The 15,024-nt window shown below is 65.0% G+C and carries 8 protein-coding genes; 5 read left to right on the top strand and 3 right to left on the bottom strand.

The features are described 5' to 3' along the window. Window positions 1-17 precede the first annotated feature (17 nt). The 5 genes from BST11_RS09475 to BST11_RS09455 are packed head-to-tail and all read left to right on the top strand — an operon-like array spanning window position 18 to window position 5,183. Window positions 18-1,016, top strand: a complete 999-nt coding sequence (locus tag BST11_RS09475) for an ATP-binding cassette domain-containing protein (RefSeq protein ID WP_083137659.1) — start codon at window positions 18-20, stop codon at window positions 1,014-1,016. Beyond that, window positions 1,013-1,828 (top strand): ABC transporter permease, encoded by an 816-nt coding sequence (locus tag BST11_RS09470; protein WP_083137658.1) that lies wholly within the window; start codon window positions 1,013-1,015, stop codon window positions 1,826-1,828. The genes BST11_RS09475 and BST11_RS09470 overlap by 4 nt, the downstream gene beginning before the upstream one ends. Continuing rightward, window positions 1,825-2,652, top strand: coding sequence for an ABC transporter permease (locus BST11_RS09465; protein WP_083137657.1), 828 nt, complete (start codon window positions 1,825-1,827; stop codon window positions 2,650-2,652). The genes BST11_RS09470 and BST11_RS09465 overlap by 4 nt, the downstream gene beginning before the upstream one ends. Before the next feature lie 15 nt (window positions 2,653-2,667). Then, the gene (locus BST11_RS09460) at window positions 2,668-3,933 is read left to right on the top strand and encodes a phthiocerol/phthiodiolone dimycocerosyl transferase family protein (protein ID WP_083137655.1); all 1,266 of its coding nucleotides are present in this window, start codon (window positions 2,668-2,670) and stop codon (window positions 3,931-3,933) included. Beyond that, the gene (locus BST11_RS09455; RefSeq protein ID WP_083137653.1) at window positions 3,930-5,183 is read left to right on the top strand and encodes a saccharopine dehydrogenase family protein; all 1,254 of its coding nucleotides are present in this window, start codon (window positions 3,930-3,932) and stop codon (window positions 5,181-5,183) included. Before BST11_RS09460 ends, BST11_RS09455 begins: the two co-directional genes overlap by 4 nt. Before the next feature lie 8 nt (window positions 5,184-5,191). On the opposite strand, the gene BST11_RS09450 is transcribed toward BST11_RS09455, so the two are convergent. From BST11_RS09450 to BST11_RS09440, 3 genes are all read right to left on the bottom strand, one after another. Next, on the bottom strand, window positions 5,192-5,809 hold the full coding sequence (locus BST11_RS09450) for a TetR/AcrR family transcriptional regulator (protein WP_211284685.1): 618 nt from the start codon (window positions 5,807-5,809) through the stop codon (window positions 5,192-5,194). Next, window positions 5,806-12,111, bottom strand: a complete 6,306-nt coding sequence (gene pks2, locus BST11_RS09445) for a sulfolipid-1 biosynthesis phthioceranic/hydroxyphthioceranic acid synthase (RefSeq protein WP_083137651.1) — start codon at window positions 12,109-12,111, stop codon at window positions 5,806-5,808. Before pks2 ends, BST11_RS09450 begins: the two co-directional genes overlap by 4 nt. A gap of 1,104 nt (window positions 12,112-13,215) precedes the next feature. Beyond that, complete coding sequence (locus tag BST11_RS09440; protein WP_083137685.1) at window positions 13,216-14,949, bottom strand: PE domain-containing protein; 1,734 nt, start codon at window positions 14,947-14,949, stop codon at window positions 13,216-13,218. Between the last annotated feature and the right edge of the window lie 75 nt (window positions 14,950-15,024).

Here is a 15,024-nt window from a genome sequence, read left to right as displayed (position 1 = left end):
GGTTGAAGGGAGATCCAATGAGTTACGCCGCGCGGGGTTTCGGCAAGGCGATCGTGGTCGATCAGGTGCGCAAGACCTACGGCGAGGTGGTGGCCTTGCAGGACGTCAGCTTCGAAGTCGGTCGCGGTGAGGTGATCGGTCTCCTCGGGCCCAACGGGGCGGGGAAGACCACAATCGTAGACATCCTGTCGACTCTGAGCAGGCCGGATCGAGGACGTGCGATCGTTGCCGGCTATGACTGCGTCTCCGAGCCAGCCGGCGTACGCCGGTCGATCATGCTCACCGGCCAACACGTGGCCCTCGACGACATGCTCACCGGGCGAGAGAACCTCGTCATGTTCGGTCGGCTGTACGGTCTCGATAAGTCGGACGCGCGCGCCCGCGCCGAAGAATTGATCGAAGAATTCGCACTAGCCTATGCCAGCAACAGGCGCGTGAAAACATACTCGGGCGGAATGCGGCGGCGGGTAGATATCGCGTGCGGCCTTATGGTCCCGCCTCAAGTGGTTTTCTTGGATGAGCCGTCCACTGGATTGGATCCACGTAGCAGACAAAAGATTTGGGATCTAGTCAGCGATTTCAAAACCGCCGGGATCACCACACTATTGACCACGCAGTACCTCGAGGAAGCCGACGCCCTTGCCGACCGCATCATTGTAATCGACCACGGAAGCATCATTGCCGAGGGAACGGCCGATGAACTCAAGGCGCGAACCGGCGCCAGCTATTGCGAGATCGTCCCGCAGGATCTCAGCGACCTGCCCGTGATCGCCAAGACGCTCGGCTCTTTGTTGCCGGAGAAGAACAGGGCCGCTTTGACGTCCGCATCAGATCGAATCGCCATGCCGGCACCGGATGGTGCCAGCACCCTCATCGCAATCGTGGGGAGGCTCGCCGCCGCCAATATCGATGTCGTCGACGTCGCGTTGCGACGCCCGTCGCTGGACGAAGTATTCCTCGCGTTGACAGGGAATTCCCCCGAGCCACACACCGCTGTCGCGGAGTCCGTCCAGTGACGTCCCCGGCTCGCGCGCGGCCCCGCCCCGGGGCGCTCGCACAGTGGTGGGTCCTCACTTACCGCTTCATCTCGCCGACGCTGCGCAACGGTGAAATCGAAGTCACCATCGCGTCCTCGGTGGTCTTCACAGCCGGCTTCTACATCCCATTGCACGACGTCATGAGCGCCGCCACGAGAGGATTCGCCAGCAGCTACGCGCAGTACATCATGCCGTTGATCGCATTACAGGCCATTACATTCGCTGCGATGTCGACGGCGTTCCGCGCGGCGACCGACTCCGTGCAGGGAATCAACCGGCGGTTCAGATCGATGCCGATCTCACCGGTCACGCCGGTGGCAGCGCGCATCTCTGCCGCTGTGTACCGTTGCCTGGTCTCTTTGGTAGTAGCGCTCGTGTGCGGCCACCTGATCGGATTTCGCTTCCACCGGTCAGCGGTCTACTCGCTCGCCTTTTGCGTACTAGTGCTCGTGGTCGGGGCGTTGCTGTCGTTCGCAGCGGACCTGGTCGGCACCGCAACCCGAAACCCGGAGGCCATGACGCCGCTACTGATCCTGCCGCCGTTGATCTTTGGCCTACTTTCTGTCGGCGTGCAACCCGTCGGCCAGTTTCCTCCCTGGATCCAGCCCATTGTGCGCAACCAGCCGGTCTCGAAAATTGTGGACACCCTCCGCGCGCTGGCCGGTGACACCACACCGTTTGGCGGAACGGTCACCTGGTCCGTGCTGGTGCCCACGTTGGCGTGGCTATGCGGATTGGCAGCAATCCTGGTACCGGCATCGGCAACGGTGCTGTCAAGGCGGACACGATGACCCTGGTCCACGAAAAAGTCACCAATCCCGACGGGAACCGGCGGTGCGACGAAAGTTCCGCGCGGGTGCTTATCCCGCAGACCCTGGTGCAGACACGGCGGATCCTCCTACGGTGGTCGCGCGATCTCACCGCGGTGGTCGAGGTTTTGGTGTTGCCGATCTTGTTTCTGCTGACTGTGAATATCGTGCTCGGGCACATGGTTTCACAGATCACCGGGCACAGCGCGCTATACGGCAGCGTTCCGATGAACGCCCTCGCCGCTGCGATCAACGGATCGGCAGTCGGGGCGATCGGCCTTATCGGGGAGCGAGACGACGGGCTGCTTCGGCGGTTGTGGGTGCTTCCCGTACACCGCGCATCGGGTGCCTGTTCGCGGATCGCCGCCGAGGCCGTTCGGATCGTCATCACGACGGCGTTCTTGCTCGCCGTCGGGATGCTGCTCGGTTTTCGCTTCCATCAGAGCGCACTGGCGAGCCTGTCCTGGCTGATCGTCCCGGTAGTATTCGGGCTGTCGTACGCGACGCTCGTCACGATGGTCGCGCTGTATACGGCGAAAACGTTTCTGCTCGAGGCAGTTACACTCGTACACCTTCTCGCCGTCGTCTTCTCGACCGGCTTTCTGCCGGTGGATCAATTTCCAAAGTGGATACGTCCGGCGGTCGCACACCAGCCGATGACCTACGCGATCGAAGCGATGCGCGGACTGTCGCTTGGCGGTCCGGTGCGATGGCCCCTGACCGCCACCCTCTTGTGGTCCACGGCCATCGTCGCGATATGCGTAGCTCCGACACTCGTGGCTTATCGACGGGGCAGCACGCACTGAAAAGGGAGTTCTACGGTGTTTCCCGGATCCGTTATCCGAAGGCTGGCTCGCAGCGAAGAAGTGTTCGCGGTCAACGAGACCTACTTTGCGTTCACGGCGCACCTCGAGGGTGCCGTCGACGTCGACGCGATGTCGGCCGCTTTTGACACGCTCCTGCGGTGTTATCCGGTTTTCACCGGCCACCTTGAGAAAGCTGATGACGGCCGGCACCAGATCGTGGTCGATGAGTTCTTACACCCCGGGCTCTGGGTAGTCGACGACGACGCCGACCGCACCGCCACACCGAAACCAGCGGGAGCACAACTCGATCAGACCCAGTCACTAATGCATCTGCGATGGAAAGGTAACGGCACAGGCGGCGCACTGACACTGTATACCCACCACAGCTTGGCCGATGCCCACCATGCATTCGGCCTTCTCGAGGAGCTTTTCACCCTTTACACGAAGGTGGTGGAGACTGGCGACCCCGGCCCGGTCGTTCCGCAAGCCGCACCCGAGCCGCTGGAGGTGTTGCTCGAACAGCGCGGAATCAAGAAGCAGGTCCGGTCTGGGCTCGAACGTTTGTACCCGGCTACGTTCGCTTACGACTTGCCCGTAGCCGAAGCACCACCCATGCCGCCGAACCCTGATGCAGTAGCACCCATTCCGGTAGCACGCATCCGGTTCACCGAGCAAGAGACGTCCGATCTGGTGGAGTTTGGCCGTGCCAACCAACTCAGCCTGAACTCCGTGGTGGCCGCAGCCATCCTGCTGACCGAGTGGGAACTGCGTGGTACGCCGCACATTCCGATCCCGTACATCTATCCCGTCGACTTACGATACATACTGTCTCCCCCGGCAAGCCTGACCGGCAGCACGCTGCCGCTGGGGGTGGCGATCTACCTTGCGGAGATCGGACCGGAAACCGAACTCGTCGACGTAGCCCACGGTATCGCGGATGCCTTTCGAGCCGACCTGTCCGACGGCGTGATCCAGCAGTCTACCTTGCACTTCAATCTGCAATACGATGGCACTCCGCCCGGGCTGCCGCAGTTCGTGCTGTGTACAGACACCGGCACGATCCCTGGCCTGGGCACGCCACCGGGCTTGGAGGTGTCCGACTTCCACAGCGAATTGCACTTTCCCACCCGCACCCCGGTCGACCTCTACAGTTGTGGAACCTTCGCCGGCTTGCTGTTCATCGAGCACCATGCACATTTGCCGGGACGGGAAAAGCCGCTGAAGGCAATACATTCACTGCTGTGCTCCCTTCCCGCCGGCGACAGCTGGGATATGGAGTGACCGCTGAGCGCGAGTTTGACATCGTCTTGTACGGTGCCAGTGGCTTCTCCGGAAAGCTGACGGCCGAGTACCTCGCGCATGCGGGCTCGGGGGCACGAATTGCGCTGGCCGGCCGCTGCAGTGATCGCCTGTTGGCAGTGCGGCGGATGCTCGGCCCGGCCGCCCAGAGTTGGCCCCTGATCGTCGCCGAGGCGTCGCAGCCAACGAGGCTGGCGGCGATGGCTAGGCGGACTCGAGTGGTGTTGACGACCGTTGGCCCCTACACCCGGTACGGCCTGCCACTGGTGGCGGCGTGCGCCGCCGCCGGAACGGACTACGCCGATCTTACAGGGGAGCTGTTGTTCGTCCGAAGGAGCATCGAATGCTACCACGACCAGGCCGTCGACACGGGTGCGCGGATCGTGGTCTCGTGCGGATTCGACTCGGTCCCTTCGGATCTCAATGTCTATCAGCTCTACCGCCGCGTCATTGAGGACCGCTCCGGTGAACTTTGCGACACGACATTGGTGCTGCGATTCTTTCGCCAATCCGCCGCATCCGGGGGCACCGTCGCATCAATACTGGAAACAATGCGCGCCGCGTCTACCGACGTGCAAGTCCGCAGGATCATCGACGATCCCTACACGCTGACGACCGACCGCGCCGGCGAACCGGAACTCGGGGCGCAGCCGGACTTCCTGAGGCGTCGAGGCCGCGACATCGCGCCCGAGCTTGCGCGATTCGGGGTCGGCGGATTTGTGATGGCTCCGCATAACACACGAATAGTTCGACGTAGCAATGCGTTACAGGGCTGGCCCTATGGTCGGCTTTTCCGCTACTCGGAAACCATGAGCCTCGGCAAATCGCTCGCGGCGCCGATCGCTTCGGCGACAACCAGCGGCGCTTTGGCCTGTGCTTTTGGCCTCGGCAACAAGCACTTGCGCCGAGTTTCCCGCCGGCTGGTGGAGCGCATCACGCCCAAACCAGGGTCCGGTCCCGCCGAGAGCGCGCGGAAGCGCGGCCACTACACCGTCGAGACCTACACCACCACGTCGACCGGCGTCCGCTACGTGGCGACGTTCGCGCAACCGTGCGACGCTTACCAGGGCACCTCAGTACTGTTGGGCGAGAGCGGCCTCGCGCTGGCCTTGGACCGCGACCGCCTCTCCCCGCTGCGGGGCGTGCTTACGCCGGCAGCGGCAATGGGCGATGTGCTGTTGGCCCGCCTCCCGTCCGCCGGTGTCTTGATGGGAACGGCCCGGCTCAGCTGAAGGCCAGCTCACGGGGTAGGAACCGTCACGTACCCCATATACATCCGGCCCCGCAAGCGGCTACCGAGAGCGCAGTCGAAGGCACGGAGGCACATTTCGGTGAGGTCGGTCCGCGAGATATTCTGCGACTGAACCCACTTCACGCACGCGGCGCGAACGAACGCCAGCCAGGCCTCCACGGCGATCTCGGCGGCGTCACGCAGACATCCGTCCGCGACGAGTTGATCGACCAGGCGTTCGCCGACAACTTTTAGCTCTTCGGCGAGAATCGCCCGGATTTCCGGGTCATCCGCCAACGCGACACGGTTGATCGCGGCCGCCTCAAAGGGATGGTCCGCAAAATGTTGGATGTGGGCCTCAAGCCCGGCGACGAGCTGTTCTGCGAGCGGCAGTTGCGGATCAAGGCTGACGCTTGCCAGGAACCGGTCACTAGCTCGCTTCACTATGGCTATGTACAGATGTCGCTTGCTCGGAAAGTAGTGATACATCGTCGCTCTCGACACGCGCGCGCGGGCGGCGATGTCCTCCACGAAGACATCTTCATATGGTTTTTCCGCGAACATCGCGGCTCCGATGTCGAGCAACTGCTCGCGACGCTGCTGCGGCTTAAGCCGGCGTCGTATCACGTGGAGCCACCTCCGACCAGTTCAGGGGATTCGGTCACGGCCATGTCGGTCGCAAGGGTTTCCGAAAGATACAGACCCAAAGCTCGCGCGCAGTTGTGGATCGCGATGGTTTTGGGGGTGATTCGCAGTCCGGTTTCGGCTTCGATGCGGTTCCGCAGTTCGAGGTTGCCCAGCGAGTCCAGGCCGTGGTCCGCGAACGGACGGTCGGGGTCGATCGCACGCCGCAGGATCAGGCCGGTCTGCTCGGTTATGAGACGCCGAAGCCGAACGGGCCATTCGGTTGGCGAAAGTGTCTGCAGCTCAACACGCAGAGTGGAGTTTCCCGGGGCCGCTCGGTCTCCGGCCGTCCGGAAAGCTTCGGCGAACGGGCTGCGTGCAACCAGCGATGCCAGCCACGGTGCACCCAAAGTGGGGACGTAGCCGGTGTAACCACGATCGTGACGCAGCAACGTCGCGAACGCCTGAGCGCCTTCATCTGGCGTGATCATCGTGGTCCTGCCATTCGCCGCCATGAAGGCCGCGCGGCCGATTTCGCCCCATGCTCCCCACGCGATGGCGCTGGCGGGAAGGCCCTGGCTGCGACGCCAATGGGTGAAGGCGTCCAGCCAGCTGCAGGCCGCGGCGTAAGCCCCCTGACCGGCTGAGCCGAAAAGCGCGGCCACCGAGGAAAAGGAGCAGAACCAGTCCAGCGGCTGTCCGGCGGTGGCCTGATGCAGGTTCCATACACCGTATACCTTTGGCGCCCAGTCCCGGTCGATCAGTTCGTCGGTGATGTTTGCCAGGGTGGCGTCTTCGACCACTGCGGCGGCATGCAAAACGCCGCGCAGCGGAAGCCCGGTGGCGGTGGCGGCGGCCACGACCTGTACCGCCGTGTCGGCCTCAGCGATGTTGCCGCACTTTACGACGATGTCGGCTCCGGTCGCCCAGAGCCGTTCGATGGCTTGCCGCGTTCGGGGGGTCGGGTTGGAACGGGCAGTCAGCACGATCCGCCCACAGCCCGCTTTCGCCATTTCGCCGGCCAGGAATAGCCCGAGGCCGCCCAGGCCGCCGGTGACGATGTAGGCGCCGTCGTCCCGGAAGACCGGTGCCTCTTGCGGCGGCACTACCGCGCGGGTCTCCCCGGTGCGCGGCACGGTGAGTACAAGCTTGCCGGTGTGCGCGGCGCCGCTCATCATCCGCATTGCTGTAGAGGCTTCCGATAGCGGATATTCGGTGTAGGCGGGCAGCGGCAAGTCACCCTTCGCGATCCGCTCGTACACGGTCTGCAGCAGCTTCTGCAACCGCAGCGGATGGGTCTTTGACAGCAGCGCCATGTCGACCGCGTGAAACGTGAGGTTGCGGCGGAAGGGGGAAAGACTTATCCGGGCATCGCCGTAGATGTCTTGCTTGCCGATTTCGACGAACCGCCCGCCGTAAGCCAACAGGTTCACCCCGGCGCGCAGCGCCGCTCCCGTTAGCGAGTTGAGCACGACATCGACGCCGTACCCGCCGGTGTCGAGACGGATCTCCTCGGCGAAATCGGTGCTGCGCGAGTCGTAGACATGTTCAATGCCGATGCCCCGCAACATCTCCCGGCGCTCGACGCTGCCGGCGGTGGCATAAATTTCGGCTCCCACCATGCGGGCGATCGCAATCGCAGCCTGGCCGACGCCCCCGGCGCCCGAGTGGATCAGCACTTTGTCTTCTGCAGATATCCGCGCCAGGTCGCAAAGGCCGTGCCACGCAGTGCCGTACGCGGTGGCCGCGGCGGCGGCCTGGCCGGCGGTCAGGCAGGATGGCAGGGCGACCACCAGCCGGGCATCGCAGGTGACGAACGTACTCCAGCTGCCGTTGGCGTAGCCGGAGAAACCACCGACCCAGTCGCCGACCTGATGGTTGGTGACGTCGTCGCCGACTCGGGCAACCACACCAGCCAGGTCGAATCCCAATTCGTGCGGTTGACCCTCGAGGTCGGGGTAGCGGCCCAGGGCGGCAAGCACATCGGCGAAGTTGATGCTCGACGCGTTGACCGCGATCTCGACTTCTCCCGGCCCCGGCGGCCTCCTATCGTGGCCGACAAATTCCATCGTCTGCAGGTCGCCGGGGTGGCGGACCGTCATACGCACCCGCTCGGACTCGTGCTGCACCGTGGTAACGCGGCGTTCCTCGGCGCTCAGCGGCGTGCAGCGCACCCGGGCCACGTACCTTTGGCCGGCGCGCCAGGCCGTCTCGTCTTCCTCTGAACCACTGAGGAGTTCGTGCGCCACCTGGCCGGCGGCAGTATCTTCCTGGAGGTCGACCTGGGTGGGACGCAGCTGGGGGGTCTCGGCGCCAATCACCCGTAGCAGGCCGCGCAGTCCGGCCTGCGCCAGGTTGGGGTTGTCATCCGCAAGGACGACCTGGGCGCTCCTGGTGATTACATACAGCCGGGGCGGCTGCGCCGACAGTTCCGGCAGCTCGCGGGTCATGCGCACCAGGTGACGCACCTCCTCACGGCCGCGCAGCAAACCATGCTCGGCTGCATCGTCGGCGGGTGGCGGGCAGACCATCACGATGCCTTCGAGGCCGTTGCGCACGTGGACGCCGAGCTGTTTGCCGTTAGCCACGTGGTCGGCGTCCTGCGGCCAATTCAGAGTGGTGCATTGCGCTCCAAGTGCTTTCAGCGCGTCCGTGAGGCGGGATACCAGCGGATCAGTCTCGGCGGTATCGATCAGCAGCCAACTCCCTACCACCCGGTCGGGCACGGGTGGCAGCGTCTGCCGCTGCCAGTCGATGGTCAGAAGTCGCTCGGCCATCAGTTGGCCCGCGCCGCCACTGATGCCCATCCGCAGGCCCTTGACGGCCAGCAGGACCGTGCCCTTTTCGTCCAGCAGATCCAGATCGATCTCGGCTGCCGACGCGCTCACTGATGTGACCCGCAAGTGGCAATAACGCGTGGCAGCCGTCGGGGCGTACTGGCGCAACCGCCGCACACTCAGCGGCATCAACGCTCGCCCCTCAGAGAAGTCCTTGACGGCCGGGTGTGCCAGCACCGACTGGAAGCACGCATCCAGCAACGCGGGATGAACGCAATAATCAGCACGTTGCGACCGAACTGAGCTGGGCAGCCTGATTTCGGCGACGAGGCTGCGTCCCTTGCGGTCGGCGGTGCATGCCGATGACAAACCGCTGAAGGCAGGGCCGTATTCGACACCCCGGTCGGCGAAGGACTGTCGTAGCGCCGCACCGTCAATCAAATGAGAGTGGGCGGCTAGCAAGGTGGAGATGTCGCGCGGCTGCGGCATCTGATCGTCAGCCGCGCGTAGCATCGCGCTCGCTCGCCGGGTGCGCTCACCCTCGTGCTCGGTGTTCACCGCGAAATCGGCAACGCCGGCCCCGTCCTCTGCCGCCACCGCGCTCACCTGAGTCGCCTCACCGAGCAGCAACGATTGCTCGAAGTGAAGGTCACACACCTCGGAGTCCGGGCCCAGCACCGCGTTCGCAGCCGCCAGCGCCATCTCGCAGAATGCGGCTCCCGGAAGGACCGCAACCCCGTTCAGTCGGTGATCGGCCAGCCAAGGGAGCGTTGCGGTGCCGACCTCACCCTGCCACGCATGACGTTTCGGTTCTTCGAGCAATTTCACATGCGCGCCCAGCAGGGGGTGCACCACAACCGTGGACTTGCCGGGCGGTCGCGTCGCTGCCTCGGACTCGATGAGGAGCCGCTGGTGGGTCCACGTCGGCAGCGGCGCATCCACCAGACGCCCGGACGGATACAGCAGTGAGAAGTCGATGGCGGCACCGGCGATGTGCAGGTCGGCCAGGAAGCCGAGCAATCCGTGGGGCATCGGTTGCTCGCGCCGCACGCCGGCAAGCGCGGCAACAGACATGTCGGCGGCGCTGGCGGTATGTTCCACTGCATGGATCAGCAGCGGGTGCGGCGACGACTCGGCGAACACCCGGTGACCGTCACCGAGGGCCGCCTGCACCGCAGCGGCGAACTTCACCGTTCGCCGCAGGTTATCCACCCAGTAGTCGGCGTCAAAAGTCGGTGGTGTACGCGGATCATCAAGTGTCGCAGAATAGTACGGTACTTCCGGCGCGGTCGGCGTGAGGTCTGCGAGTTGGCCGGCCAAGTCGGCTAGGATCGGTTCGACCTGAGGCGAATGCGAGGCGACGTCCACGGCCACCTCGCGGGCCATGAGGTCGCGGCCCTTCCATTCGGCAACCAGTTCGCGCAGCGTTTGGGCCGCCCCGGCCACCACGGTGGAATTCGGTGAGGCGACGACCGCCACCTCGACCTCGCTTATGCCTCGCTCGGCCAGCTCCTGTCGCACCCGCTCAGCTGGCAGCTCCACCGACGCCATCGCTCCCGCTCCCGCGATGCGCGACAACAACTTAGAGCGCCGGCAAATCACCTTCGCCCCATCTTGTACTGACAGCGCGCCTGCTACGACAGCAGCCGCGATCTCGCCAAGGGAATGGCCGATTACCGCGCCAGGCCGCACGCCCCGGGCTCGCATCGCGGTGGCCAATGCTACCTGGAAAGTGAAGAGCGTCGGCTGCACCCGGTCAACGCCGGTAACGACCTTGGGAGACGACATCGCCTCGCGCACTGAGAATCCCGACTCCCGTGCGATCAGCGGCTCGATGTAATCCACGGTCGCGGCGAACACCGTGTCCATTGTTAGCAGCTCGGCGCCCATGCCTGCCCACTGTGAACCCTGGCCCGGGAAAACCCAGACCGGTCCGCGATCGTCGCGGCCAGCCGCCGGTGCGTAGGCCACATCCGCCTCGGCGACGTCCCGCAGCCGAGCAAGTAGCCCGTCGATGTCCTCTCCGTCCTCCGCCACTACCGCAGTCCGCACCGTCCGGTGTCCGCGTCGCCGCGCCAAGGTGTAGGCCAGGTCCCAGATCGCCACGCGGTCCCTGTTTCTGTCCAGCCAGTCGGCCAGGCGTTTTGCGGTGCGCCGCAACTCGTCGGCCGAGGTAGATGAGACCGGCAACAGCAACGGCCCGTGGCTTTCCGGCGTTGTGCACCCCGCTTTCGCGGCAGGGGCCTGCTCGAGGATGGCGTGGACGTTGGTGCCTGACATGCCGAAGGACGACAACCCTGCTCGCCGTGGCACCATACCTTTGTCCGCCCACGGCATAACTTCCTGCGGCACAAAGAGTCCGGTTTCCATCCTCCGCAGCGCCTGAGGCAACTCAGTGAAGTGCACCATCGGTGGCACCACGCCGTACTGCAGCCCGAGGACCGCTTTTATCAGTCCGACAGCCCCGGCGGCGGCTTCGGTGTGCCCCAAGTTGCTTTTGGCTGACCCAAGTGCGACGCGGTTGCCACAGGTTCCGTATACCTCAGCAAGGCTTGTGAATTCGAGTGGATCGCCGATCGGAGTACCGGTGCCGTGCGCCTCGACCATGCCGATTGTGGCCGGGTCCACCCCGGCAGCCGCCAAGGCTGATCGGTATACCGCTGCCTGGGCATCCGCTGATGGCGTGGTGATGGTTTCTGAACGGCCATCCTGGTTAATCGCGGTGCCACGGACGATGGCCAGAATCCGGTCGCGGTCCCGCAGCGCGTCGGGCAGCCGCTTGAGCAGGACAACCGCACAACCGTCTGAGCGGACAAATCCGTCCGCGGAGACGTCGAACGTATGGCAGCGGCCTGTGGGCGAGAGCATGCCCTGCGCGGATGCCGAAGCGGACACCCGCGGGTCCAGCACCAGCATCGCGCCCCCGGCCAGGGCAAGATCGCTCTCGCCCTTGTCCAGGCTCAGGCAGGCCATATGCACGGCGAGCAAGCCCGAGGAGCACGATGTGTCGACCGTGAGCGCGGGGCCCACCAGCCCCAGCCCATAAGCGATCCGCCCGGAGGCCATGCTGAAAGGAGTGCAGGTGTAGCCGTAGGCGTCATCCAGCGAACCGGCATCACCGGCAATCAGCGTGTAATCCTGTTGACACAGCCCCACGAAAACGCCCGTGCGAGAGCCGTTTAGCGAGCTCGGCGCGATGCCCGCATGCTCGATCGCTTCCCAGGATGTCTCCAGTAGCAACCGGTGCTGCGGATCGATGGCGGTCGCCTCCCGTTCCCCGAAGCCGAAGAACGACGCATCGAAACCTCCGACGCCGTCGATGAACCCGCCCCACCGCGATACGGACCGCCCGGGCACGCCGCGTTCCGGGTCGTAATGGTCTTCGATGTCCCACCGATCGGCGGGAATCTCGGTCACCAAATCGTCGCCGCGGAGCAGCGCCTGCCAGAACGCGTCGGGCGAATCTATGCCGCCGGGGAGGCGGCATGCCATCCCGATGATCGCAACGGGGGTGGCGCGTCGTTCCATGGGGTTTTCCAACCTCGCCTCAACTAGACCGGCACCGCTTCGCGGACCGAACTTAACTTGTGAAACTGGAGAAGGTCACCCCACCGCGTCACCCTGACAACCCCGGTCCCAATCACGGGGCATCGACGCAGAACCATCGCCGGAAACTTGAGCTTAGACCCCCGCCATCGGACAGGTTGGTCAAACGACGAACTTCACTGGGCCGGAAGGCATATGGATTGCGACAACTAATGTTGTTGCACACCAATCTATTTCAGGGACGCCGCCTGTCTTCGGCTGCTACCAACGAGTAGTTTCGCATTGAACTTTGCGCCTAGACTTGGGGATTTGCCACGCTCACACGAGTTCGCCTTATGATCAGCGGTTTTTCATGTGTTGAGATATTGCCGGACGCGGTGGATCGTGGACCGCTTCATCAGGTTTCCCGGAAACAGCGTCGCCAGTTGGCGAGGACTTCGGTACTGTTCCACACGCGTCGAATCATTGGTACTCAACATCGCGGAAGGGCGGGTTAGGTGCGACTAGTACTACGTGCCTCAGATTCGTTGAACAGCACCATGAAAGAAAGCCGGTCACCGGTGGATGGCCCAACGTCCCCGGCGACTAGGGGGGCTGTTGCCGGTCCATACTCACTTGCCCTAGCCGGCGGCAGACGGGCAGCTTCCCCGCAGCGCCCCACCGCCGCGGGGAAGCTGCCCGTACTCAACGGCCGGTGCCCGCGAAGTGGTGGCCTAGGCGACTGAGCTGAAGGGATTGTGCTGCATCAGATTACGACAGTACCACGCGTCATTTGTCACGCAGCTTCCTTCGGGGCGGATTCGATGTTCCGTGGCTTGGCGACGTAACTCGTTCTCCGGAAAGGGGATCGATGTCCACGCGGCGCAATGTCTATCGATCACCCGGCTGGCGGGGTCTTATTCCACCACGCTGGGGAGTGACGGTTCCTGCCTGCGTACCCACCGCGCTTGAGTGCGTCCGCGGGCGTTCTGTCGGTCCTCTGTTTATCCAGCGTTGGCCCACCGTGCGCCTGCGCAGGTTCTATCGAGGGTAGTTTCCGCGCGTTGTCGTCGTCTCACACGGCTTTAGCGCCCCTGTCCGCCGAAGTCATGGGATCAGCCCGGTCAGCTCGGTTTGCAGCCCGCCGAGGCTGGTGCCCGCGACCGCGTCCATCACGTCCCGGGTGACCGCGTAGGGGAAGTTGAACGACGCCGCGCCGACCTCGTTGATCCCGCCGCGGACCGCGTTGAGGATCGTCGTCGGGTCGGCGGTGAACAGCGACTGCCCGACGTTGAAGGCCGCGAACTGGGGCGCCGTGATCAGGTCGCGCGCGTCGACGAACAGCTTGGTCGGCAGCGTCGCCGGCCCGACGGGAACTCCGTCCCAACTGACCAGCGTCCAGCCATCCGTGGGATTTCCCTGTACCTGGACCACTCCGGTGTTGGGCAGGGAGTGGGTGAGCATGAGCAAGGGGTTGGGGTTGTTGACGTTCATCAGCGTCCCGGTCTCGATCGCAAACGCGCTCGAGAAGGCGACCTCGGTGACCTTGCCGTTCGCGGCCACGACCATCGGGTTGGCCAGCGCGTTGGCGTACATCGCCTGCAGCGCGTTGGTGAAGCCCTGGTCGAAGACCACCCCGTTGAATTGGGTGCCCAGGCCCATGTTCGGCATCAGCGGAAATCCGAGCGTCCACGCCATCGGGCCCATCAGATAGAAAATGCCCGCGGGGATTTGGGGCATCCCCTCGAAAATCCCGGCGCTGATCTCGTTCAGCCCGGACAACACCTGCGGCGCCATCCCTTCGATGTTGGCCAAGGGCAGGGCGGTCTGCTGCGCCCTGATCAACTGCGACTCCCAGATCCCGGCGAAGGGCCCCTGCTGCTGCAGTGCCCCGGCGATGGCATTGGCCTGGTCAATGCCCAGCTGGGTGAGTGACGGCCCCGGCACCGCGGTGTCAATCAGGTTTGCGGCGTTGCCGAACGATTGGCCGTGCCGCACGAAGTCGATCTGGATGATCGGCCCGCTGGGCCCGCCGGGACCGCCGGCGCCGATGAACAGCCCGCCACGACCGGCGGCGCCGTCGACACCGCCGGGCCCGCCGGGCCCGCCGAGGCCGCCGTTGCCCAGGAAGAACGCGTGGCCACCGGTGCCGCCGTTGGCGTTGGCGCCGCCGGCACCGCCCATGCCGCCGTTGCCCATCAGCCAGCCGCCGATGCCGCCCGTGCCGCCGGCGCCGCCGGCGAAGCCGGCGCCGCCCACGCCGCCGTTGCCGATCCACCCCGCAGCCCCGCCGGCGCCGCCGACTGCGCCCGCGCCCCCGGTGGGCGAGTAGCCGGCCCCGCCGTCGCCGAAGAGCAAACCGCCGGGGCCGCCGGTGGGCGACACCGCCGTTCCGGCGGCACCGTTGCCGATCAGGTCGCGCCCCAGCAGGAAGTCGGTGGGCGCGTTGATGATCGGGCCGACCGCCTGGCCGAGAGGGCTGTTGATCCAGGCTTCACCGGTCGCGTGAATCGGCCCGTAGACAAACGTCTGGAACCCGTTGGCAGCCGCGGAAGTCAGGCCGGAGGCGACGCTCGCCTCGGCACCGGCATACATGGCCGCCGCCGCGCCCAGCGTGCGCAGGAATTGCTCGTGATACGTGGCCGCCTGCGCTGCCGCCGCCTGATACTCCTGGGCGTGCGCGCCGAACAGCGCCGCGACCGCCGCCGACACCTCGTCGGCGCCCGCCGCCGCCAGTTGGGACGTCGGAATGGCCGCGGTCAGATTGCCGACACTGACTGCCGAACCGATCTGCGCCGCATCGGCCGCCGCCGCTTCCAGGAAGTCCGGCACCACGAACATGAACATCGCCTAACCCCCCGGTTACCAACGCGTACTAGACATCATGGAGCCGGTCGGCGGAGAAAGAGGCGTATC

Source organism: Mycobacterium alsense (assembly GCF_002086635.1).
Lineage (GTDB): Bacteria > Actinomycetota > Actinomycetes > Mycobacteriales > Mycobacteriaceae > Mycobacterium > Mycobacterium alsense.
Note: the sequence above shows the minus strand (reverse complement) of the source record. Positions and strands in the feature narration are given on the sequence as shown.

Coding starts and splice junctions, on each gene's coding strand:
- BST11_RS09475 (WP_083137659.1), top strand. CDS start 18: ATGAGTTACGCCGCGCGGGGTTTCGGCAAGGCGATCGTGGTCGATCAG.
- pks2 (WP_083137651.1), bottom strand. CDS start 12,111: ATGGAACGACGCGCCACCCCCGTTGCGATCATCGGGATGGCATGCCGC.
- BST11_RS09440 (WP_083137685.1), bottom strand. CDS start 14,949: ATGTTCGTGGTGCCGGACTTCCTGGAAGCGGCGGCGGCCGATGCGGCG.
- BST11_RS09465 (WP_083137657.1), top strand. CDS start 1,825: ATGACCCTGGTCCACGAAAAAGTCACCAATCCCGACGGGAACCGGCGG.